The organism is Halomonas sp. AOP43-D1-4 (assembly GCF_052446175.1).
Classification (GTDB): Bacteria; Pseudomonadota; Gammaproteobacteria; order Pseudomonadales; family Halomonadaceae; genus Vreelandella; species Vreelandella citrativorans.
Genome location: NZ_JBQSVY010000026.1, coordinates 1 through 22,714, shown reverse-complemented (window position 1 = coordinate 22,714; position 22,714 = coordinate 1). Strand labels below are relative to the sequence as shown.

24 protein-coding genes are annotated in these 22,714 nt (G+C 55.8%); 5 read left to right on the top strand and 19 right to left on the bottom strand.

Features of this window, described 5'->3' with window-relative positions:
- The first annotated feature begins 152 nt into the window (after nt 1–152).
- A complete protein-coding gene (gene glnK, locus ACT3RQ_RS17365) occupies nt 153–491 on the top strand; it encodes a P-II family nitrogen regulator (protein WP_027337179.1) in 339 nt (112 codons plus the stop codon).
- 148 nt (nt 492–639) lie between these two features.
- Here the strand turns inward: glnK and ACT3RQ_RS17360 are convergent, their stop codons facing one another.
- The gene (locus tag ACT3RQ_RS17360) at nt 640–1,416 is read right to left on the bottom strand and encodes a ferredoxin--NADP reductase (RefSeq protein ID WP_087110558.1); all 777 of its coding nucleotides are present in this window, start codon (nt 1,414–1,416) and stop codon (nt 640–642) included.
- A gap of 166 nt (nt 1,417–1,582) precedes the next feature.
- Between ACT3RQ_RS17360 and ACT3RQ_RS17355 the strand changes: the two genes are divergently transcribed.
- On the top strand, nt 1,583–2,509 hold the full coding sequence (locus ACT3RQ_RS17355) for a LysR family transcriptional regulator (RefSeq protein WP_087110560.1): 927 nt from the start codon (nt 1,583–1,585) through the stop codon (nt 2,507–2,509).
- A gap of 82 nt (nt 2,510–2,591) precedes the next feature.
- On the opposite strand, the gene ACT3RQ_RS17350 is transcribed toward ACT3RQ_RS17355, so the two are convergent.
- The 5 genes from ACT3RQ_RS17350 to phnD form a co-directional block, all read right to left on the bottom strand.
- Nucleotides 2,592–3,023 (bottom strand): host attachment protein, encoded by a 432-nt coding sequence (locus ACT3RQ_RS17350; RefSeq protein WP_444639803.1) that lies wholly within the window; start codon nt 3,021–3,023, stop codon nt 2,592–2,594.
- 65 nt (nt 3,024–3,088) lie between these two features.
- Entirely contained in the window at nt 3,089–3,898 is an 810-nt protein-coding gene (phnE, locus tag ACT3RQ_RS17345; RefSeq protein WP_172116904.1) for a phosphonate ABC transporter, permease protein PhnE, read from the bottom strand.
- A complete protein-coding gene (gene phnE, locus ACT3RQ_RS17340; RefSeq protein WP_172116905.1) occupies nt 3,892–4,704 on the bottom strand; it encodes a phosphonate ABC transporter, permease protein PhnE in 813 nt (270 codons plus the stop codon). The genes phnE (ACT3RQ_RS17345) and phnE (ACT3RQ_RS17340) overlap by 7 nt, the downstream gene beginning before the upstream one ends.
- Complete coding sequence (gene phnC, locus ACT3RQ_RS17335) at nt 4,691–5,488, bottom strand: phosphonate ABC transporter ATP-binding protein (protein WP_444639804.1); 798 nt, start codon at nt 5,486–5,488, stop codon at nt 4,691–4,693. The genes phnE (ACT3RQ_RS17340) and phnC overlap by 14 nt, the downstream gene beginning before the upstream one ends.
- 53 nt (nt 5,489–5,541) lie before the next feature.
- Nucleotides 5,542–6,528, bottom strand: coding sequence for a phosphate/phosphite/phosphonate ABC transporter substrate-binding protein (phnD, locus tag ACT3RQ_RS17330; RefSeq protein ID WP_444639805.1), 987 nt, complete (start codon nt 6,526–6,528; stop codon nt 5,542–5,544).
- Between the two features lie 182 nt (nt 6,529–6,710).
- Here phnD and ACT3RQ_RS17325 point away from each other — a divergent pair, with 182 nt between their 5' ends.
- Nucleotides 6,711–7,307: a histidine phosphatase family protein gene (locus tag ACT3RQ_RS17325; RefSeq protein WP_444680975.1), complete on the top strand. Its 597-nt coding sequence runs from the start codon at nt 6,711–6,713 to the stop codon at nt 7,305–7,307.
- A gap of 21 nt (nt 7,308–7,328) precedes the next feature.
- On the opposite strand, the gene ACT3RQ_RS17320 is transcribed toward ACT3RQ_RS17325, so the two are convergent.
- From ACT3RQ_RS17320 to ACT3RQ_RS17260, 13 genes are all read right to left on the bottom strand, one after another.
- Complete coding sequence (locus tag ACT3RQ_RS17320) at nt 7,329–8,057, bottom strand: amino acid ABC transporter ATP-binding protein (protein ID WP_444680976.1); 729 nt, start codon at nt 8,055–8,057, stop codon at nt 7,329–7,331.
- A gap of 95 nt (nt 8,058–8,152) precedes the next feature.
- Nucleotides 8,153–9,253: an amino acid ABC transporter permease gene (locus ACT3RQ_RS17315; protein WP_087110580.1), complete on the bottom strand. Its 1,101-nt coding sequence runs from the start codon at nt 9,251–9,253 to the stop codon at nt 8,153–8,155.
- A 20-nt stretch (nt 9,254–9,273) separates the two neighbouring features.
- Nucleotides 9,274–10,464, bottom strand: a complete 1,191-nt coding sequence (locus ACT3RQ_RS17310; RefSeq protein ID WP_444680974.1) for an amino acid ABC transporter permease — start codon at nt 10,462–10,464, stop codon at nt 9,274–9,276.
- Nucleotides 10,465–10,552: 88 nt separating this feature from the next.
- Nucleotides 10,553–11,578, bottom strand: coding sequence for an amino acid ABC transporter substrate-binding protein (locus ACT3RQ_RS17305; protein WP_193054093.1), 1,026 nt, complete (start codon nt 11,576–11,578; stop codon nt 10,553–10,555).
- Nucleotides 11,579–11,802: 224 nt separating this feature from the next.
- A complete protein-coding gene (locus ACT3RQ_RS17300; protein WP_444680973.1) occupies nt 11,803–12,813 on the bottom strand; it encodes an amino acid ABC transporter substrate-binding protein in 1,011 nt (336 codons plus the stop codon).
- Between the two features lie 83 nt (nt 12,814–12,896).
- Nucleotides 12,897–13,757 (bottom strand): polyamine aminopropyltransferase, encoded by an 861-nt coding sequence (gene speE, locus ACT3RQ_RS17295; RefSeq protein WP_444680972.1) that lies wholly within the window; start codon nt 13,755–13,757, stop codon nt 12,897–12,899.
- Nucleotides 13,757–14,869, bottom strand: a complete 1,113-nt coding sequence (gene hemE, locus ACT3RQ_RS17290; RefSeq protein WP_444680971.1) for a uroporphyrinogen decarboxylase — start codon at nt 14,867–14,869, stop codon at nt 13,757–13,759. Before hemE ends, speE begins: the two co-directional genes overlap by 1 nt.
- A gap of 221 nt (nt 14,870–15,090) precedes the next feature.
- A complete protein-coding gene (gene mnhG / locus ACT3RQ_RS17285; protein WP_172116914.1) occupies nt 15,091–15,498 on the bottom strand; it encodes a monovalent cation/H(+) antiporter subunit G in 408 nt (135 codons plus the stop codon).
- Nucleotides 15,495–15,773 carry a K+/H+ antiporter subunit F gene (locus ACT3RQ_RS17280; protein ID WP_087110601.1) on the bottom strand — a complete coding sequence of 93 codons (279 nt, stop codon included), beginning with the start codon at nt 15,771–15,773 and terminating at the stop codon, nt 15,495–15,497. The genes mnhG and ACT3RQ_RS17280 overlap by 4 nt, the downstream gene beginning before the upstream one ends.
- 12 nt (nt 15,774–15,785) lie before the next feature.
- On the bottom strand, nt 15,786–16,283 hold the full coding sequence (locus ACT3RQ_RS17275) for a Na+/H+ antiporter subunit E (RefSeq protein WP_444680970.1): 498 nt from the start codon (nt 16,281–16,283) through the stop codon (nt 15,786–15,788).
- Nucleotides 16,280–17,899 carry a monovalent cation/H+ antiporter subunit D gene (locus ACT3RQ_RS17270; RefSeq protein ID WP_444680969.1) on the bottom strand — a complete coding sequence of 540 codons (1,620 nt, stop codon included), beginning with the start codon at nt 17,897–17,899 and terminating at the stop codon, nt 16,280–16,282. The genes ACT3RQ_RS17275 and ACT3RQ_RS17270 overlap by 4 nt, the downstream gene beginning before the upstream one ends.
- Nucleotides 17,899–18,240, bottom strand: a complete 342-nt coding sequence (locus ACT3RQ_RS17265; protein WP_172116917.1) for a Na+/H+ antiporter subunit C — start codon at nt 18,238–18,240, stop codon at nt 17,899–17,901. The genes ACT3RQ_RS17270 and ACT3RQ_RS17265 overlap by 1 nt, the downstream gene beginning before the upstream one ends.
- Complete coding sequence (locus tag ACT3RQ_RS17260; RefSeq protein WP_444680968.1) at nt 18,240–21,146, bottom strand: monovalent cation/H+ antiporter subunit A; 2,907 nt, start codon at nt 21,144–21,146, stop codon at nt 18,240–18,242. Before ACT3RQ_RS17260 ends, ACT3RQ_RS17265 begins: the two co-directional genes overlap by 1 nt.
- A 345-nt stretch (nt 21,147–21,491) precedes the next feature.
- Here ACT3RQ_RS17260 and ribA point away from each other — a divergent pair, with 345 nt between their 5' ends.
- Both ribA and ACT3RQ_RS17250 read left to right on the top strand, forming a co-directional pair.
- Nucleotides 21,492–22,127: a GTP cyclohydrolase II gene (gene ribA / locus ACT3RQ_RS17255; RefSeq protein ID WP_087110611.1), complete on the top strand. Its 636-nt coding sequence runs from the start codon at nt 21,492–21,494 to the stop codon at nt 22,125–22,127.
- 177 nt (nt 22,128–22,304) lie between these two features.
- Complete coding sequence (locus tag ACT3RQ_RS17250; RefSeq protein ID WP_444680967.1) at nt 22,305–22,568, top strand: hypothetical protein; 264 nt, start codon at nt 22,305–22,307, stop codon at nt 22,566–22,568.
- Nucleotides 22,569–22,714 lie beyond the last annotated feature (146 nt).

The window sequence follows — 22,714 nt, the reverse complement described above, 5'->3', positions numbered from 1 at the left end:
AGCAAGTGAGCTGGCGTGCTCCTTATGGCCTTCCTTTCGAGGAAGGCCTTTTTATTCTCCGCCTGTAGCGGTGTATGCTTAGCACCAGAGGTGGCTGGCTTTCGCCGCACCCAATAGACAAGACAATGGCCACCAAGCTAGAGGATGTCTCAATGAAATTGATCTCAGCCATTATCAAGCCGTTTAAGCTTGATGACGTACGCGAATCGCTCTCCGATATCGGCGTGCAGGGCATTACTGTCACAGAAGTAAAAGGGTTTGGTCGTCAAAAGGGCCACACGGAGCTTTATCGTGGAGCTGAGTACGTGGTGGATTTCCTGCCCAAAGTGAAGCTGGAAGTCGCTGTCGATGACGATATGGTTGAGCAGGTAATTGATGCGATTACCCAGGTCGCCAACACGGGTAAAATCGGCGATGGTAAAATCTTTGTGATGCCGCTTGAGCAGGTTATTCGTATTCGTACCGGCGAAACGGGTAAAGACGCGGTTTAAGCGGGTGAAGGGTGAGCAGTGAAGGGTAAGTCATGAATCAAAGCCCTGCGGAGTATCTCCGCAGGGCTTTTTATCAGCGAGTGACGTATGAGAGGGCAGCGATCAGGTTCGACTATTCACACCTCGCTCTTCACGACTCACCAATCCATCACTTCTCAACAAACGCACGCTCAATCACGTAGTCACCAGGTTCACCCATGCGCGGTGAGATATTTAGCCCCAGCTCATCCAGCAGTGCGCTGGTGTCATCCAGCATCGCAGGGCTGCCACAAATCATGGCGCGGTCCTGGCGCGGGTCGATCGGCGGAAGGCCGGTATCCTCGAAAATTTTACCGCTGCGGATATGGTCGGTTAAGCGGCCCATGGTATGGAACTCTTCACGGGTTACCGTGGGGTAATAGACCAGCTTATTGGTAATATCTTCGCCCAGATACTCGTGGGCAGGCAGCTCTTTGGTAATAAAATCAGCGTAGGCCAGCTCAGACACTTCACGCACACCGTGTACCAGCACGACTTTCTCATAGCGCTCATAGACTTCCGGGTCCTGAATCAGGCTCATAAACGGTGCAAGGCCCGTTCCGGTCGAGAGCATATACAGGTTGCGGCCCGGCAGCAGGTCGTCGCACACCAGCGTACCGGTCGGCTTACGGCTGACCATGATTTGATCGCCTACTTTCAGATGCTGCAAGCGTGAGGTCAGCGGGCCATCGGGCACCTTGATGCTGAAAAACTCAAGGTGATCTTCATAGTTCGGGCTGGCGATGGAGTAAGCACGCATCAGTGGTTTGCCGTTCACTTCCAGACCGATCATGACAAACTGGCCGGTTTTAAAACGCAGGCTGCGCTCGCGCGTAGTGCGGAAGCTAAACAGGGTATCGTTCCAGTGGTGAACGCTGAGAACTTCTTCCAGAGCAAACTTACTCATACCAATGTCTCCCTATCGCGATGCTGGCAGGAAATCACAGCATCTATATTCTTTAAAAGAATAAAAAATCATGAAATATGTTGTTATCAATTCTAAGTAAAGGTGATATATCTGTTAAGCGAATTATATTGATAACACTTATCTTTAAAATCGATATAGGCCCTGTATGCACTATACCCTCCGGCAATTGGAAGTCTTTGTCGCGGTCGCTCAGCACGAGAGCGTCTCGCAAGCGGCACGTGCGCTGGCCATGTCTCAATCGGCTACCAGCACGGCGCTTGCCGAGCTTGAGCGCCAGTTCGACTGCCAACTGCTTGATCGCATGGGAAAGCGGTTAAAATTAAATGCGCTGGGCTTTCAACTGCTGCCCAAGGCGGTAGCGTTGCTTGATCGCGGCGAGGAGATCGAAGAGCTTCTTCGTGGCCAGCAAGGCGTTGGGGCGCTGGACGTGGGGGCCACACTAACCATTGGCAACTACCTGGCCACGCTTCTGATTAGTGATTTTATGCAGCGTTACCCAGGCAGCCGGGTGCGCCTTTCGGTGCGTAATACGCGCCATATTATTGAGGGCGTGCGCCAGCACTCGCTGGATCTGGGCCTGATTGAAGGCCAGTGCGATGACGAAATGATCATCAGCCAGCCTTGGGTTGAGGATGAGCTGTGTGTTTTCTGCTCGCCGCGCCACCCGCTGGCGGGAAAAGAGCACCTCGAACTTGAGCAACTGCTGCGCGAAGACTGGATCATGCGTGAAGAGGGGTCAGGCACCCGCATGACACTAGAGCACGCCGCACGCCACCGGCGCAGCCGGTTTAATACGTTGCTGGAGCTGGAGCATACGGAAGGGATTAAGCGGGCGGTAGAGTCGGGGCTTGGCATCGGTTGTGTCTCGCGGCTAGCGCTACGCGATGCCTTCCGGCGGGGAAGCCTGGTACCGCTTCCCACGCCGGAGCTGGATCTAAAGCGTCAGTTCACCTTTATCTGGCACCGCCATAAATACCTCACTACGGGCGTGCGTGAGTTCCTGCGCCTGTGTCGTGAAATGACCGCAGGCGCTAAACGCAGTGACGATATTGAGCTGCCGCCGGTGCCTTAATGTATTTATAGTCCGTCAGGGGGCAGTGTCGAAACGGCATATTTTATGCGCTCGGCGATAGTTAGGACATGGTGGTGAAAAATTAACGCAAGTCACTGACGGCTTCCTGGATGTCGTTAAGTGACGCTTTGCTAAGATCTTTCGACAGCGTATGGAGTACCAATTTCTGGGTTGGCGCATCAAGCTTTTCGCGCAGCAGGCCCAGGAATTTGGGCGGTGCGACGATAATCAGTTTTTCCATACTGTTATTGACGCGGGCGTTATAAAGGCATTGAGCAACCTCTTTGGCAAACAGCTCGTTCTCATGTTTTAACGCTGTCCCCCCTTCGGCAGACGAACGTGAACTCGATGACATGGACTCATGTACATCCGCGCCTGCACTGTCTGTAATCAGATCACCCTCATGCAGGCGGCCTTCGGCATGAACTAGGCTCTCTTTCTCCTTCAGATGAAGAAAGTCACGAGTAAAAATGCGTGCTCGAGCGGCATCCGCTACCACGATATAGGTTGTCATCAGTCAACGTCCTCCATGCCGTTAGGGATATATTAACCATGGCAAGCGTTTGGCATTCGGTCAAACTAGAGCACTTTACGTCGTAAGAGACTGGTTATTGCCTCACCAATCAGCACTAGCACAATAATCGCGATCAGGATGGTCGCCACGGTAGGCCAGGCAAAGGTATCAATGGCACCCTGCAGAATGACGCCGATCCCGCCTGCGCCCACCAGTCCCAGCACGGTAGATTCGCGAATGTTGATATCCCAGCGCAGGATCACGATGGCGAAAAACGCCGGCATCACCTGGGGCACGATGGCATAGACAATTACCTTGGCCTTGGAGGCGCCAGTGGCTTCCATGGCTTCGACCGGTCGCTTATCGATTTCTTCGATTGCTTCGCCCATCAACTTGCCGATAAACCCGATAGAGCGAAACACAATGGCGAGAATGCCTGCCAGCACGCCGGGGCCGAAGATCGCCACGAACAAGAGCGCCCAGATGATGGTGTTCACCGAGCGGCTGGAAACCAGAATGAACCGCCCCAGCCACAGGCAGGCCCGGTTGGGCGTAGTATTCTGTGCGGCAATATAGGCCACCGGCAATGCCAGAAAAATGGTCAGGAAGGTGGCAAGCGTGGCTATGTGTACCGTTTCGATTAGGGCATTTACGATATTGCCAAGCCCGGCAGCGCTGGGGGGCCACATGCGCGCGCCCAGCCCGGAAATCTGGTTGGGCGCATCCCACACCCAGGGCCAGAAGATATCGATATCGCGAACTGCCCATACCACCACCATCAGAGTGATGAGCAGCACGGCAAAGCGAATAAGACGTTCCTTGCGATCAAAACGTTGCCAAACGTGGTCGGCGAGTTTCTGTGCATGATCTACCATATTTTTTTCCTCACCCAGCCGCTGATACCTTCACTGAGTAAAATGACCGCGATGATGACCAGCAGGATCGCAAAGGCGAAGTCATAGTCATAGCGCCCGAAAGCGTTCATCAGCGTGCCGCCAATGCCGCCGGCACCCACGATACCCACCACGGCAGACGCCCGCAGGTTGCTGTCCAGCTGGTACATGGAAAGCCCTACCTGGCGCGGTAGAATCTGCGGGAATACGGCGTAGAAGAGCGTGGCCAGATACCCGGCGCCAGCGGCGCGCATGGCCTCTACTTGGCCCCAGTCGATCTCCTCGATCTCCTCGGCCAGAAGCTTGCCGACAAAGCCGATGGAGTAGAGCGTGAGCGTCAAGATGCCCGCCAGCGGGCCAAACCCCACGGCGGCAACGAACAGAATCGCCACGATCACCGGATGAAAGCTACGTGAGATAATGATGACTGCACGGCCAATCAGGTAGATCGGCATGGGCGCAATATTGCGCGCCGCCATCACGGCAAAAGGGATCGACAGGAAGACGCCCAGTAGCGTGGCCAGAATGGCGATCTGAAAGCTCTCCTTGAAGCCGGTCAGGAGAAGTTCGTAGCGCTCGAGATTGGGTGGAAAGCCGCCGCTGAAGATACGCGCGGCGCGAGGCAATCCTTCAGAAATGCGCGCCCAGTTGAACGGTAGCGAACCAAATGCCCACACCAGATACACTGCCGCGACGATGATCAGCCCGTAGCGAAGTAGAGGATTGGCAATGAACGGCGGCTTCTTCCAGGTGCGCGGCGTGCTGGATGAAGCCTCAGGCGGGGTCATGGGCGCGCTCCTCTGATGGGGCGTCGCTTATCGCATCGTCCGGTGCTTCGATGCCGCCGTAAATGGCGTCCAGCGCGTCTTTATTGAAATCACTTGGCACGCCATCAAAAATCATCTTGCCGTGGCGCAAACCCACAATGCGCTCGGTGTAGGTTTTGGCCTGGGCCACGTTGTGGATATTGATCAGCACCGGCAGTGAAAGCTCGCTTGCAAGACTTTGCAGTAGCATCATGATCTGCTCGGAGGTGCGCGGGTCAAGCGAGGCGGTGGGTTCGTCGGCCAGCAACACGTCGGGCTCCTGCATCAGCGCCCGTACCACGCCTACCCGCTGGCGCTCGCCACCGGAAAGCTCATCGGCGCGCTTGTTGGCGTAGTGGGCAATGCCCACACGCTCCATCAGCATAAATGCGCGCTCAATATCCGCCTGCGGGTAGCGGCGGGTAATTGCCTGATAGAGATTCACGTAGCCCAGCCGCCCAGCCAGCACGTTCTCCATTACCGTCAGGCGGTCCAGCAGGTTGAAGCCCTGAAACACCATGCCGATTTTGCGACGCGCACGGCGCAGGTCAGCGCCCCTGAGATGCACAAGCTCGGTACCGTTGAGGGTAATGGAGCCGGAGGTCGGCTCCACCAGGCGATTGATACATCGCAGCATGGTGCTTTTACCGGCGCCGGAGGCGCCCACAATCGATACCACGCTATTGCCCTCAACCTTCAGGTCGAGACCTTCCAGCACGGCTTTGTCGCGGCCATACCGTTTGACCAGATTCTTGATTACCAGCATGTTTTCGCTTCCATCGGTAGCTAACAAACCGCGCCACGCGGGCGCGGTACGTTTTACTCTTCCAGATTGTCAGGCGTATAGCTCACGCCATTGGCAGCCTGGATGGTGCGAATTACCTGCCAGTTATCCTTGTAATTGATGGGAATGAACTTCTCGACACCCTCAAACTCTTCGCCAAGCTCTGTGCCTTTAAAATCGAAGCTGAAGAAGGCCTCTTCGATCTTCTCGACCAGGTCCGGGTGCAGATTGTAGGCGTAGTTATAGGAGGTGGTGGGGAAGCGGTCGGATTCAAAAATCAGGCGGACGTCGTCGGTATCGTAAAGCCCGCGCGCTGCCATTCGATCAACCACTTCCGAGGCCACTGGGGCGGCGTCGTAATCGCGGGCCACGACGCCCAACATGGATTGGTCGTGGCTGCCAGAGTAGACCACTTCGTAATCTTCGTCAGGTGTTATACCCAGTTCAGGCAGTAGTGCCCGAGGCGCCAGATTGCCTGAATTGGAAGTGGGTGATGTATGGGCAACCCGTTTACCTTTCAGGTCTTCCAGTTCATGGATGTCGGAGTCTGCGTGGGTAAAAAGCTGTAGAGTATAGCCAAACTGGCCGCTATCTGAGCCCATTAATGCAAAGGGAACTGCGCCTGCCAGGTTGACTGCAAAGGGCGTGGGGCCGGTAGAAAAGCCCGCAATATGCAGTCGCCCGCTGCGCATTGCCTCCACCTGAGCCGCGTTGGATTGAACGGCGAAGAAGCGCACATCGCGGCCGGTCACCTCTGACAGGTGGTCGATAAAGGGCTGCCATATATCGGAATAGATGGCTGGATCTTCCACCGGGGTATAGGCAAAGATAAGCGTGTCGGGATTTAGCCATTGCGCCTCATCGGCGGGACGGTCCGCGACCATATCGGAGTTTTCGTCACAGTAAAGCGCATCAAGGTCGCCGCGTTCGCATTCGGCGTAGGCATGACTGGAAAGCAGTGCCAAGAGCGTAGTTGTGGTCAGTAGGGCAAGCGGACGCTTGCAAAACGTCATGGAAGTCATAAGGGGCCTCATTCATGAATTATTCTTGTGTTCTTGAAGTTGCTCAGCAGGCTAATGATGTTCTTTTATATACTTTGTGCCATGATCAAAAGGCGTCAAGTGTTTCGAAAATGTACATTTAGCCATCAAAATATTTATTTTTCGAAAATCGACACTCTCAATCTAGGGTTTGTTACAAAGTTATGTCAAACACTTTTCTTGCCGCCTCCTACCATTGGCGTAATCGTTACCTGTTGATGCGTCATGGTCATAGCCAGGCAAACCAGCAAGCGTTGATTATCAGTAGTCCCGGGCGGGGTGTTGAAGCGTTTGGACTCTCCACTATCGGCGAGCAGCAACTGGCGAGCGCGGTGCATGCATGGGCCTGGCCGGTGCCAACGCAGGTGGTGCATTCTGATTTTTTGCGCACCACCCAAACGGCTGCCCGCGTGGCCGAGGCCTTTAAGCTTACGATGACGCCCGACAAGCGCCTTAGAGAGCGCTCCTTCGGTGAGTGGGAGGGCGGCTCGGACGAGCGTTATCCGGATGTGTGGGCGCTGGATGCCCAGAATGCCGACCACACTACGCACCAGGTAGAGGCGGTGAGCACGGTGGCTGCGCGCATGATGACGGTGATAGAGGAGTGGGAGCAGCAGTGCGAGGGGGAAACCATCCTGGTCGTTAGTCACGGCGACCCGCTGCAAATACTGCTGACCGCCTTGCAAGACAGGCCACTCACCCAACACCGTGAGCAGCCCGCCCTGTTACCGGCCAGCATTACCCAAGTGGGCGCGCCTTAGATCGCGCCTCCTCCGTATGCCTTAGTGCCCCAGAATCTGGCTTAAGAACAGCTGGGTGCGCTCGGACTGAGGGTTGTTGAAGAATGGTTCGGGCGCGTTTTCTTCAATGATCTGCCCTTGGTCCATGAAAATCACTCGGTCGGCGACGGTTTTGGCAAAGCCCATCTCGTGGGTGACACACAGCATGGTCATGCCTTCCTCGGCAAGCTCGACCATGACGTCCAGTACCTCTTTGATCATCTCCGGGTCGAGTGCTGAGGTAGGCTCATCAAATAGCATCACATCCGGGTGCATGCACAGCGAGCGGGCAATCGCCACGCGCTGTTGCTGGCCGCCGGAGAGTTGGCCGGGATACTTTTGGGCCTGCTCGGCGATGCGAACGCGCTCCAGGTAGCGCATGGCCTGCTCTTCGGCTTCTCGGCGCGGCTTCTTCTGCATCCACATGGGGGCGATGCAGCAGTTCTCCAGCACCGTGAGGTGGGGGAACAGGTTGAAGTGCTGAAACACCATACCCACGCTGCGGCGTATCTGCTCAATACGTTTTACGTCTTGGGTCAGCGGCACCCCGCCAACCACGATATCGCCCTGCTGGTGCTCTTCCAGGTGATTAATGCAGCGAATCAGCGTTGATTTACCCGAACCGGACGGGCCACAGATAACGATCCGCTCGCCGCGTTTTACTTCGAAATCAATATCGCGCAGTACGTGAAAGTCGCCATACCACTTGTTAACGCCGCGCATTTCGACCATCAGGTCCGACGTACTGTTAGACATGCTGTTGCCAGAGAGGTTGGTGGCTGCTTGTGTCATGATTAAATCCTGCTCAAATTCTTGAAAAAGCGGCGTTAGCGCTTGTGGCCGGTGTTCAACTTGCGTTCCAGATACTGGCTATAGCGCGACATGCTGAAACAGAAAATCCAGAACACAAACGCGGCAAACACGTAGCCTTCCAGCGAAAAGCCCAGCCAGTTGGAGTCGGAAAGCGCCGCCTGCACGATCCCCAGCAGGTCAAACAGCCCAATGATCATGACCAGCGTGGTGTCTTTAAATAGCGAGATAAACGTATTCACGATGCCTGGAATCATCATCTTCAGCGCTTGGGGTAAAACGATCAGGCCCATGCGCTTCCAGTAGGTCATGCCCAGTGCCGCGGCGGCCTCCTCCTGGCCCTTGGGGATCGCCTGAAGACCGCCACGAATGACCTCGGCCATGTAGGCACTTTGAAACAGCGTTAGGCCAATCAGCGCCCGTACCAAGCGGTCAACGCTAATACCAGAGGGCAGAAACAGCGGCAGCATTACCGAGGCCATGAACAGCACGGTAATCAGCGGCACGCCACGCCAGAACTCGATGAAGATGACGCAGAAGCTCTTCACGATGGGCATGTTAGAGCGCCGCCCCAGAGCCAGCACGATGCCAATGGGGAGAGCCCCTATCATGCCCACCGACGCTAGGAGTAGGGTCAGCATCAAACCGCCCCAGCGGTGGGTAGGTACGCGTGGCAGGTCAAAGTAGCCGCCGTGAAGCAGTACGTAGGCCGCGATGGGAAAGCCTACCAAGGCAAACACGGCCACCCAGCGCTTGAGCGGCAGGCGCGGAATGGCAAGCCAGGCGATCAGGGTAAAAAAGCCGCCAAACACAATATTGGCTCGCCAGATTTCCTCTCGCGGATAAAGTCCGTAGATAAACTGCGTAAAGCGCGCATTAACGAACACCCAGCAGGCGCCCTCTCGCGAACAGTCATCCCGGGTGGTGCCTACCCAGTCGGCGTTGATGAACGCCCACTGAATGGTCGGCACCAAAAGCAGGTACAGAACGTACAGCCCCACCAGCGTAAATAGCGTATTGAGTGGGCTGCTGAACAGGTTGGTGCGCAGCCAGGCTACGGGCCCCAGGGTATTGCTGGGGGCAGGCCGCTGGTCAATCATTGTTTGGTTATGAATCATAAAGCTATCCTCACCGGCGCCTAGCGCTCAACCAACGCTACGCGGGCGTTGAACCAGTTCATGAACATGGAAACCAGCAGGCTGATCGTCAGGTACACCGCCATGGTCATGGCGATCACCTCAATGGCCTGCCCCGTCTGATTCAGCGTGGTGCCCGCAAACACGGATACCAGGTCGGGATAGCCGATGGCCGTGGCAAGCGAGGAGTTCTTGATCAGGTTCAGGTACTGGCTGGTAAGGGGCGGAATAATGACCCTCAGCGCCTGCGGAATGACCACCAAGCGCAACACCAGGTTACGCGGCAGGCTCAGGGCTTGGGCGGCTTCGGTCTGGCCGTGGGAAATGGCCTGGATGCCCGAGCGGACAATTTCAGCAATGAACGCAGCGGTATAGATAGAAAGCGCCAGCCACAGCGCCAGAAATTCCGGAATCACGGTAAAGCCACCGCGGAAGTTAAAGCCGCGCAGTTCCGGAATATCCCAGGTGATCGGTACGCCGGTGGCGACCGTAATCAGCAGTGGCAGCCCCAGAATCAGCGCAAGCGATATCCACCCGGCAGGGATGCGTTGACCGGTTGCCTCTTGGCGGCGCTTGTTCCACACACACAGCGCAATGCTGGCGATAATCGCGACGATAAAGGTCGCTGGAATCATCCCAAAGCCTGACTCAAAAAGCGGCTCAGGCAGATACAGACCACGCACGTTAAGAAAAATAACCTCGCCAAACGAGAGGCTGTCCCTTGCACTGGGTAGCGTGCGCAGCACGGCGAAGTACCAGAAAAAAATCTGTAGCAGTAACGGGATATTGCGGAAAGTTTCGATATAGGCGGTGGCCAGGCGTGCCAGTAGCCAGTTGGGCGACAGGCGAGCAATGCCGACAATAAAGCCAATCAGCGTCGCAGCCACCACACCCAAGGCGCCGACCAATAGCGTATTGAGTAAGCCCACCAAAAAGGTGCGGCCGTAGGTATCCTGAGAGGAGTAGTCGATCAGACTTTGTACGATACCAAAGCCTGCGGTGTTATTTAAAAAGCCAAAACCGGTGGTGATACCCCGGGCGGATAGGTTGTCCTGAGTATTGCCGACGATATACAGCAAAAACACGACAACGGCTGCCGTTAAAAGCAGCTGAAAAACAAGTGCGCGTTTGGCACGGTCTCGCCAAAACGGTGGCTTGTGGCCAGCGGGGCGAGTGTTGGGTCTTATGGACATGGGTGGCGTCTCCGCTACACGGAAGGTCAATCAAATGGCCCGTCGGCACTTATCTGCTAAGCGCGACGGGCCGGGTCAAGCGAGACGCTTAGCGAATCGGCGGAGCGTACTGGAAACCACCCTGGTTCCATAACGCGTTGGCACCGCGTTCAATCTCAAGCGGTGAGTCCATGCCAACGTTGCGCTCAAAGCTTTCGGCGTAGTTACCGACCTGGCTAATAATGTTGTAAGCCCAGTCAGCGTCAAGCCCCATGCCTTCACCGTAGTTACCGTCCTGGCCAAGCAGGCGGGCGATGTCGGGGTTTTCGGAGCTGGTCATTTCCTCTACGTTTTCACTGGTCACGCCGTACTCTTCAGCATTGAGCATGGCAAACAGTGACCATTTCACGATGTTGAACCAGGTGTCATCGCCCTGGCGAACTACCGGGCCCAGCGGCTCCTTGGAAATGATATCGGGCAGAATGACGGCGCCATCCGGATCATCTAACTGAATGCGCAGCGCCGCCAACTGAGAAGTATCCGAGGTTAGAACGTCACAGCGGCCAGCCTGGAAGCCGCCCACGGTCTGCTCTGAGGTATCAAACACGATAGGATCAAATTCCATATCGTTGGCGCGGAAGTAATCGGCCACGTTAAGTTCGGTGGTGGTGCCCGTTTGGATACAGATCGCCGCACCGTCCAGCTCATCAGCACCGCCGATGCCCAGGTCACGGCTAACCATAAAGCCGATACCGTCATAGAAGTTGACGCCTGCGAAGTTCAGACCCAGCGTGGTATCGCGGGTGGTGGTCCAGGTCGTGTTACGAGAAAGCAAATCGACTTCGCCAGACTGCAGCGCAGTGAAACGCTCAACGGCATTGAGAGAGATGTAATTGACGGCATCTGCATCACCCAGCACGGCAGCGGCGACCGCACGGCAAACATCGACATCCAGCCCTTGCCAGTTGCCATCACCATCGGGTGCCGAAAAGCCTGGCAAACCGTCGCTGACGCCACACTGCACGGCTCCACGTTCAATGGTTTCTTCAAGTGTTGCTGCGTTAGCGTTAGTGGCGCCTGTCAGTGTGATGGCGCCTGCAGAGGCCAGTAATACCCAGTGTTTCTTGTTCAACATGGTAATTCCCTTCCTCGATTAATATTGTTATGCATGCGAAGGCATGACATATAAAGCTAGCAAGGAAGATGCCAATGTGGGTACAACGCCAAATTCAGCGCTTTTCAACGCAAAATGATTCTGCTTCTACGAAAGTTTAGGTGCAAAAAAATAGAAACGGTTGCCGCATGCGCTGTTTTGGTGCGACAACCGATGGTTGCTGGCAGAGTGCTGACCGGTAAGCCCTAGCGGATAGGCGGGGCGTACTGAATGCCGCCATCGCGCCACAGAGCATTTAAACCACGGGTAATATTGAAGTTAGAGTCCACGCCCACGTTGCGATCATACATTTCGGCGTAGTTGCCCACCTGTTTGACGATTTGGTAAGCCCAGTCGTCATTGAGTCCCATGCCTTCACCAAAACTGCCGTCCTGGCCCAGCAGGCGGGCAATATCTGGATTATCGGAATCCGCGTGTTCATCAATATTGGTGCTTGAGACACCCAGTTCTTCAGCGTTGAGCATGGCAAACAGCGACCATTTTACGATATTGAACCACTGGTCATCGCCCTGGCGTACGGCGGGGCCAAGCGGTTCCTTGGAAATAATCTCGGGCAGCACTACCGCCATGTCGGGGTTGGCAAGCTGCATGCGTTGGGCATACAACTGAGAAGCATCGGAGCTTAAGACATCGCAGCGCCCGACTTCAAAACCGGCAATCGACTGTTCGGGAGAATCAAACACCACTGCGTCATAGTGCATGTCGTTAACACGGAAATAGTCGGAAAGGTTCAGCTCGCTGGTCGTGCCTGACTGAGTGCACACTGCCGCGCCGTCCAGGTCTTCGGCACTTTGCACGCCCAGGTCGCTGGCGACCATGAATGCTTGGCCATCGTAATAGCTCACCCCGGTAAAGTGCATACCTTGGGTGGTATCGCGGCTGGAGGTCCAGGTCGTCGTGCGCGAGAGCAGGTCCACTTCGCCGGATTGCAGCGCGGTAAAGCGCTCCACCGAGTCGAGCGGTACGAAATCAACCTTGCTGGCATCGCCTAATGCCGCCGCGGCAATCGCGCGGCAGACATCGGTATCCAGGCCGCGATACGTATCGTTATCGTCCAGTGAGGAGAAACCGGGCTGGGCGGCGTTCACCCCGCAGCGTACGCTATCGCGGGATTGAACGGTTTCTAACGTGGTGCCCAAGGCAACCGTCGGGGCCAGGGCGCACGCGCCAATGCTTATCCATTTAAGGGTTTTCATTGTTGGTTCCTTAACGTGGTGACACAAAAAAGGCCGAGCAGTGCCCGGCCTCATCGCTTACTGGCGTGCTATTCAAATAAACGTTAGCCGAACGCTTTACGCATGAACGGTGGCAGCGCCAGGGCGCCCCGGTGGGCATCCACTGTGTAGTACTGTAGCGGCATTTTGTGGCTAGCGGCAGCCTCTTCGCGGAAGGTTTCCACGTTGGTGCCTTTACCGGCAAGCGTCACACTCCACCAGCCGGAAGGATAAACCGGCTGGGGGAAGGGCAGTGTGGCGACGCTGGCAAAGCCCGCTTCGCGCATGTCATGACGCAGCTCACGAATAATCGAGCCACTGTGATAAAGCGGAGATTCGCTCTGCTGCACCATCACGCCATCGGCTTTCAGAATGCGGTGGCAGCGCTTAAGGAAGTCAGTCTTGAACAACCCTTCGGCGGGGCCGACCGGGTCGGTAGAGTCGATAATCAGCACGTCGATGCTTTCATCGGCAGCGTCATCTACCCACTTCACACCGTCGGCGAACAGCAGCTCGGCGCGTGGGTCGTCGTTGGCTTCCACCAGTGCCGGGAAGAAACGCTCTGCGGCCTTGGTGACTTCTTCATCGATATCGATCTGGGTGACTTTTTCAACGCCCGGGTGGCGCAGCACTTCTTTCAGTGTGCCGCAGTCGCCGCCGCCGATAATCACCACGCGCTTGGGCGCCGGGTGAGTAAACAGCGCCGGGTGGGCGATCATTTCGTGATACAGGAAGTTGTCACGGTCGGTGAGCATCACGCAGCCGTCCAGCACCATTAGGTTGCCGTAGGTCTCGGTGGCGTACACTTCCAGGTGCTGGTACTCACTCTGCACATCCAACAGCTTTTCAGAGATCTTCAGCGAGAAGGCGCTGCCGTGGCTATCAAACACTTCGGTGAACCACTGGTCGTCGCGTAATTCGCTCATCAATTGGCTCCTGAGGAAGGGGTGTCGGAGTGGGCCGGAATGCCTTGGTGATATTGCGGGCTTAGCTCGTGCAGCGCTTCCATAAAGGCAGTGACGTTATCCGGGTTGGTAAACTGGCTGATGCCGTGGCCCAGGTTGAAAACATGCCCCGGACCGTGACCGTAGCTTTCCAGCACGCGGGCGACTTCGGCACGAATCGCCGACGGGCGTGCAAACAGCACGTTAGGGTCGAGGTTGCCCTGAAGCGCAACCTTGTGGCCCACACGGGCGCGGGCGCTGGAGAGCTCGGTCGACCAGTCGATACCCAGTGCATCAGCACCAGCGCAGGCGATGTCTTCAAGCCACTGGCCGCCGTTTTTGGTGAATAGAATTACCGGTACGCGGCGTCCGTCGTGCTCGCGGATCAGCCCGGAAACAATCTGCTCCATATAGCGCAGCGAGAACTCCAGGTACGCCGGAGTAGACAGCGCCCCACCCCAGGTGTCGAAGATCTGCACCGCTTGGGCGCCTGCGCGAATCTGTGCGTTCAGGTAATCGGTCACCGACTGGGCCAGGGTATCCAGCAGTTGGTGCATGGTGTCTGGCGTATCGTAAAGCATGGTTTTCAGGTGACGGAAGTCTTTGCTGGAACCGCCCTCCACCATGTAGGTTGCCAGCGTCCAGGGGCTGCCCGAGAAGCCGATCAGCGGCATACGCCCGTTCAGTTCACGGCGAATGGTCGATACCGCACGCATGACGTAGTCCAGGTCGCGCTCGGCGTTGGGCACGCTTAGCGCGGCTACTTCTTCTGGAGTGCGCACGGTTTTGCGAAACTTGGGGCCTTCACCGGTTTCAAAATAGAGCCCCAGACCCATGGCATCGGGGATCGTCAAAATATCTGAAAACAGAATCGCCGCATCCAGCGGGTAACGCTCCAGCGGCTGGAGCGTTACTTCGCAGGCCAGGTCCTGGTTGCGGCACAGGTCCATAAAACTGCCCGCATCGGCGCGGCGCTCACGATACTCAGGCAGATAGCGGCCTGCCTGACGCATCATCCATACCGGCGTGCGGTCAACGGGCTGGCGCGCCAGGGCGCGGAGAAAACGATCATTTTGCAACGGTGTGGAAGTCATAAACACGTGCCCTTGGGAAATTTACCTGTAGTGTATTTTAAAGGGTATACAAACCAGTGCTGGTACTTTACTTGAAACATGATTAAAAAGGCGCTTGGCTCGGGTCTCTAAACCTTAAGGCAGAGGTGAGAGTGTACTTGAGAACGCCCCAGTAAGCGGCATGCCGACGTGTAAAACGTGCCCAAACCTATCCGCCACGCAGAGGCCGGCATGGCACGAAGCTACGGCTCTTCCTTCGCAGAAAAGGGATAAACCTCGGTCGTTGTCTTGCTCTTGTTCTCGTTCGCACTAACGGTTGGGCGGCGGTCACGAGCACGCAGGTCACGATAAACAGCGGTGCGCATCAGCAGCATGGCCACCACCGGTGCAGTGAGCATCACAAAGGCAGTGATCAATAGCTCATGAATGACCAGTCGTGACTGTAGCGCCGAGAAGTAGATCATGGAGGCAATCAGAATGGAGCCGGTGCCTAGCGTGATCGTAATGGCGGGGCCGTGAATGCGCTGGAAGAAGTGTGGCAGCCTAACAAGGCCCAATGCACCGATCAGTACAATCGCGCTTCCAAGTAGCAATAACAGGGTAATGGGCAGGCTGGCCCATAGCGGCAGTGACTCCAGCTGTGGGTTCATTCAATTACCTCGCCACGCATAAGGAATTTGGTAAGCGCGATGGTTGATACAAAGCCCGTCAGGGCAATCAGCATCGCGGCCTCAAAATAGATCACGCTGCCAAACCGGATGCCCAGCGCCAGGGCAAACAGCATGGCACACATCCATAGTGTATCGAGTGCCAGTACACGGTCTTGTGCGGTTGGCCCACGCAATAAGCGCACCGTACACAGCAGCATGGCTAACAAGACGCTAAGTAGCGTGATATTAATTGCCAGAGAGAGCAGCGTAGTCATACAGAACGCCTTTTATTCATGTTCAAAGATCTCGATTAATGGCTGTTCGTAGCGCGTTTTAATCGTGTCGATCCACCACTGCTCATCGTGAAGGTCAAACACATGCAGCGCCAAGTCATTGGAGTCTGGCAGCTGTTCTACCCACACGGTGCCGGGGGTTGAGTTGATCAGGCACGAAAGCAACGCTAGGCCGTACGGGTCTTTAAGATCCAGTGGCACTCGGACGAACTGTGATTTCACACCCTTGGCATTGAACAAGATGATGCGGCTGACGTTAAAGCAAGAGCGCACGATTTCTATCATCGACATAAACAGCAGGCGTGCCAGCACCAGCGGTTTACGCAGTGGTGCCGGGGCGAGTGGGCGCAGTGGCCTGGCGAGCAGCGGTGCGGCAATGGCCAGGACACTGCCCAGTAACATCTGAGCAGGCGCAATGCTTTGATTCAGCAATAGCCACATGATTAACAGCGCGCCCGACAAGGCAGGAGAGGGAAGCCAGCGCAGCGTCATTGGGCCGACTCCCCAAACGTACCGCCCACCGTTGCGGTTGACCCTAAACGGTTCAAATAGACATCAGGCTGGTTGAGTGCTTCTGTGCTGCGCTCCAGATACGCCATCGTCGGGCCTGCTTGAACGGTGAGCAGCAGGCAGGCCAGTAGCAGTGTGATGACAGGCATGACTTCGGAGCGCTGCAAGTGGGGCGCGACCGGGTTCTGGACGGCCCAGAAGGTCCGTACCCCAAAACGCATTAACGAAATAATACCTGCCAACCCGGAAAGCACGACCAGCGCAATGACGACCCAAGTGACTATCCCTCTCTCGATCAGCATGTCGGTAGGATTCAACAGCCTATGAAAAAGACTGAATTTGGCGATAAACCCTGACAGCGGCGGCAACCCGGTAATAATCAGGGCGCAGCAGGCGAAGGCCAGCCCCAAAAAGGCCAGCGCGCCTGGAATCGCCTTGCCGACAGGCTCCTCGGGCGTATCCTCAACCGCGAAAGCCTCCATGGTTAATGCCAGCATCGCTGCTCCCGGTGTGCGGATACGCTCAATTAACTCTATCAGCAGCAAAAACGCGGCAACCGCCAGTGTCGAGCTGATCAAGTAAAACAGCGCCACGTTGATAAGCGCCGGTTGGCCGTAACCGACGGCGGCCAGCAGCGTGCCTGATGAGATGACCGCCGCGTAGCCTGCCATACGGCCAGGTTCCTGGCTTGCAAGGATCCCGATGGTGCCGAAAGCAAGCGTGACAAGGCCTCCCCAGAGCAGTAGGTCAAAGCCGAAACCGGCGGCAGGACCTTCCGAGAACAGCAGTAACCACAACCGAATCAGCACGTACACGCCAACTTTGGTCATCAGTACCATCATGGCAGCCACCGGCGGCGAGGCCGCCGAGTACGTCGTGGGCAGCCAGAACCCCAGTGGCCACATGGCGCTTTTGGTGAGAAAGGCTAACGCCAGAATAACCACGCCAATTTTTAACAACATGAGGTCTTCCGGCGATAGCATGCTCAAGCGCATCGCCAGGTCAGTCATGTTTAGCGTGCCGGTCGTCGCGTAAATCAGGGCCACGCCAATCAGGAAGAAAAACGACGCTAACAAATTCACCACAATGTACTGCATGCCTGCTCTTATACGCATGCTGTTATAGCCATGCAGTATCAAGCCATACGAGGCCGCCAACATGACCTCGAAGAACACAAACAGATTGAACAGGTCATTGGTAAGAAAGGCCCCGTTAATGCCCATTAACAAAAACTGGAATAACGAGTGAAAGTGCACACCAATGCGGCTCCAGCGGATCATGGCAAAGATCAGAGAAGCGCTCGCCAATATTGACGCAAGCAGCAGCATCACCGCCGTTAGCCGGTCAACCAACAAGACAATGCCAAAGGGGGCTGTCCAGTTAGCAGAGAGGTAGAGGCCAATGCCATCGGGCCAGTATTCGTGGTCCGCCAGCAAAAGCAGTGCGACAGAGGTCGCCAGCATCGCCAGCGTGCTGGCCAGGTTAATAAAAAACTTTTTTTGGTGATGACGTTCATTCACCAGGATCAGCCCTGCCCCGAATATCAAGGGCAGTAAAACAGGTGCCAACATTAAATGGTGCAGCCAAGGAAGACTCATCAATGGGGCTCCTTGCCATCAACGTGGTCGGTGCCGGTAAGGCCGCGAGCACCAATCATCACCACCAGATAAAGGGCTGTGGTGGCAAAGCCGATCACGATAGCCGTTAAGACCAGCGCCTGGGGCATCGGGTCGGCATACAAAGCGGGGTCAATAGTGCCCTCGGCAAGCGTTAAGGGGGGCTGATTGATGGAGAGACGCCCCATGATGAAGATGAACAGATTAACGGCATACGAAATAAGCAATAAGCCCGTAATGACCTGAAAGGTGCGTGGACGCAGCAGCAGCCACACCCCGGAGCCAAACATGATGCCCATTGCCATGGCCATAACAGCTTCCATTAGCGGGTCTCCTGTTGAGGGTTGAGGGGCGCTGGCGCCGTGGTAGCGGGTAAGCGGTGGCTGCGTACAGATTGGTGTGCCAGCGCCACAAGCATCAGTATCGAGGAGCCAACGACCACGCCAAAGACACCTAAATCAAACAGGAATGCACTCGGCAGGTGCACCTCGCCAAGCACAGGAAGCGTGAAGTGTGCGGTGTGGGTGGTCAGGAAAGGATAGCCCAGCAGCCACGCGCCCAGGCCCGTTGCGCAGGCCGTCAGTAGGCCAAATGCAATCCAGCGGTGAGGGCGTAGGCGTAGATGCGTTTCAACCCACTGCGTACCGGCCAGCATGTATTGAACAATAATCGCAACCGCAAAGATCAAACCGGCAACGAAACCGCCGCCGGGCAGGTTATGGCCCCGAATAAAGAAGTAGGCCGCGATGACGCCCATCACGGGCAGCAGCAAGCGTAAATAAACGCTGGGGATCCTGAGATAGCCTGTTGCCACTTGCTGGATAGGTGTTTGCCCTGCCGCCGGATCAACGCTGTTGGTCTGCTGAGCGGGAATGGGCAGGCTTTCAGGCGCGGGGCGAAAGCGCCGCAGCAGTGCGTAAACGGTCAAGGCCACAATGGCCAGCACCGCAATTTCGCCCAACGTATCGAAATTACGGAAATCGACCAGTAGTACATTGACCACGTTACTGCCCCCGCCTTCACTTAAGGCATGGGTAAGGAAAAAGTCAGAAATACCGCCTTCAGAAGGTGTGCGTAGCAGTGCCGTATAGCTGACCAACGCCATTGCCAGCCCCGCACACACCGCAATGACGATATCGCGTGAGCGACGAAATAGTGCGCGGTGGGTGGTGGTAATGTTCAATTCCCGCGGCGTGATACGCGGGGGAAGCCAGCGTAGACCCAACAGGATCAGCACCGTGGTAATGGTTTCCACCATTAGTTGGGTAAGGGCCAGGTCGGGCGCCGATAGCCACAAAAACGACAGACTGGTAATAATGCCTACGCCGCCTACCAGGCTAAGCGCTGCCAAGCGATGATATTTTGCCTGCCAGGCCGCCGCGACGGCGCAAATCGCCCCCATCAGCCATAGCCCGGCAAAGAGCCAGGAAAATTCCCCATTGGCAGGCAGAGCAAGCAGCGAGATGGGGCGTATCAGCAAAATGGGCGCCGCCAGGAGCATTACCACCATAAGCAAGAGCTGAGGCTGTAGGCGCCGTGTGCTGAGTATTTTTTCCAGCAAAGAGGCGATGGATGAGATCCGCAGCATGGTGTTTTCGTAGGCTTGCTTGCCGTTAAAGCGTCCCAACAACGGAACATGGGTGGCTTGGATTAGCCCATAGCGGACACGTAGCCAAATATAGAACGCCACACCGCCGATTAACGCGACGAAACTCATTGCCAAGGGCAGATTGAAGCCGTGCCAAACGGCGAGGCTGTAGTAGGGCGTTGCCTCGCCTAATACGGAGGTGACGGCAGCGTGCAGGAAGGGGCCAATACTCAGGCCTGGAATAATGCCCACCACTAGGCAGCAAAGCACCAAAAACTCGACAGGGAAGCGCATCCAGCGCGGTGGCTCATGCGGTTGGCGAGGCAAGTCATCGGGCAGCTTGCCGAAAAAAACGTAGGTAAAGCGAAGCGAATACGTAACGCCAAAGACCCCCATCAACACGGCCGCAATGGACATCCCCCAGTTTTGCGCGGAGCCAACGCTCAGCGCTTCGGCAAAGAACATCTCCTTGGAAATAAACCCGTTAAGAAACGGGACGCCGGCCATCGCCGCACTGGCGACAATCGCCAGCGTGGACGTATAGGGTAGCGCTTTATAAAGGCCGCGCAGGTGGCGCATATCCCGGGTCCCCGTCTCATGGTCAATAATGCCTGCGGCCATGAAAAGCGAGGCTTTAAACGTGGCATGGTTAACGGTATGGAAAATCGCGGCCACCAGGGCCAAAGGGGTGCCAATGCCCAGCAGTACCGTAATCAATCCCAGGTGGCTGATGGTTGAGTAGGCCAGCAGGCCTTTTAAATCGTGCTGGAAAATAGCGGTGAAGGCACCAATCAACATGGTGCATACCCCCGCCCCCATGATGATCCAGCTCCACTCGGGCGTTCCCGACAGCGACGGCCAAAGCCGCATGAGCAAAAAAAGGCCCGCCTTGACCATGGTGGCGGAGTGCAAAAACGCCGATACCGGTGTCGGCGCTGCCATAGCATGCGGCAACCAAAAGTGAAAAGGGAACTGCGCGCTTTTGGTCAGCGCCCCTAACGCGACCAATACCAGCATGGGGCGATAAAGCGCGTGATTACGGATGAGATCACCCGAGGCCAACACAACATCAAGCGAGTAGCTGCCTACCATATGGCCAAGCATCAAGACACCGACCAGCAGACAAAGCCCCCCGGTTGCTGTCACGGTGAACGCCATGCGTGCGCCGCGGCGGGCGTCGGCGCGATGATGCCAATAGCCAATCAACAAAAACGAGGTAATGCTGGTTAACTCCCAGAACAGCACCAGCTGTATGAGGTTGCCTGATAACACCACCCCCAGCATTGAACCCATAAACGCGAGCAGAAACGAAAAAAAGCGAGGCACGGGATCAGCAGGCGACATGTAGTAGCGGGCATAAATAATGACCAGTAGGCCGATGCCCTGAATGAGCATGGCAAATAACCAGGCCAGGCCATCCATACGTAATACGACGTTTAGACCGGCACTGGGAAGCCAGCCAAATTCACTCCGAACAATCTCCCCGGCGCCTACCTGGGTATAGAGAAAACCGGTAATCAGCAGCCCCAAAAGCGTTACGCCGCCCGCCAGCCATGCTTCCCGATTACGGGCATTGGCGGGCATTAATGCGGCCATCATACTGGCGATAAAAGGCGCTGTGATAAGTATAAGTAGCAGCATAATGTTCCGTCAGATGGTGAAAATTCGGTTGTCTCAGCGGTTATCACGCTGCGGGTAAATGGTCTGACTGTTAATTAAGCGAGCTTGTGAAGCACCCGCGTTGTTGCATTATTGCAACCCTATAGGGTTTTACGTCGTAAAACCTGCGTGCATGAGGGCGTTGCATTATCTTAATCCACGCACGGTAAATGTATATGCTAGAACAGGGTGAACCACGCTCACTCTTCTCTGCTTTAATTTTAGCGAGTAACAGCCGTGAGGCATGGCTCGCTTCCTGATAAACTACCCGCCCACTTTGCCCATACTGTTGTGGTTAACTGGTTTGGTTAATCTGCGAGGTAACCTGTGACCATTCGCTTCATTGCTGCTTCCCGACTGCCCACTCCCTGGGCCACGTTCACCATGCACGGTTTCGAAGACAACGCGACCGGTAAGGATCATATCGCCCTGACGCTGGGCGACCTCACGGGTGACGCGCCGGTACTGGGGCGTGTTCATTCCGAATGCCTGACCGGCGATGCGCTGTTCTCCATGCGTTGCGACTGTGGCTATCAACTGCAGGAAGCGCTTAAGCGTATTGCGGAAGAGGGCCGCGGCGTACTGCTTTACCTGCGCCAGGAAGGCCGCGGCATCGGGCTTCTAAACAAGATTCGCGCCTATCACCTGCAAGACCAAGGGGCGGATACGGTAGAAGCCAACGAACAGCTCGGGTTTGGCGCCGATATGCGCCGTTATGACCTATGCGTGCCAATGCTCAATCATCTAGGCGTTACCGCGCTTAAGCTGATGACCAACAATCCCCGTAAAGTTGATGCGCTGACCCGGGATGGCGTTAATGTGGTCGAACGGCTACCCATCACCACCGGTTTAAATCCGCACAATGAACAGTACCTTGCCACCAAGGCGGGCAAGCTTGGCCATATGATGGCGCTGGGAGATTTTACTCAGGCAAGCGATGTCGATATTGAGCGAAAGGGCTGAAATAACGCTTTATTGCTGCTAAAACCTCGAAAAATTGCTTTTCCTTAAACTTTTTTGCCTAACGTCTGAGCTATGTTGATAAAGGCTAACACTGATACATAGCAGGATGGCTAATTATCTGCAAAAGAGTAAGGAGGAGCAACCACGAAAGCACGTTGCTGGCACGGAAAAAACGACGTGCGCTACGATACGGTTCCCGATCCCGAAATAGAGCATCCCCGTGATGCGATTATCAACGTAAGCAGTTGTGCCATCTGCGGCTCCTGCCTTCATCTTTACGATCACTTTATGCCCGGCATGATGACCGCCGTGGATATCTGCTGGGCTCAAGCTTTAACCAAGCGGCACGCCTACAGGCGGGTATCACGCCGGATTGCAGCCACCGCAGGATTTGAAGCGCCCCGTGGAATAGAAAACGCGCTGCCCTATCCTCCCATTTAACCTATTTATTTAACTGCCTATTCACGGCGCGCATCAACGTCCAAACAAAACCCAAGCGCTGTATCTTCCGTGTTTGGGTTTTGTCATGTTTCAACGCTATGGTGATGGCTCTATTATCCAGAACTCTATTATCCAGAACTCTATTA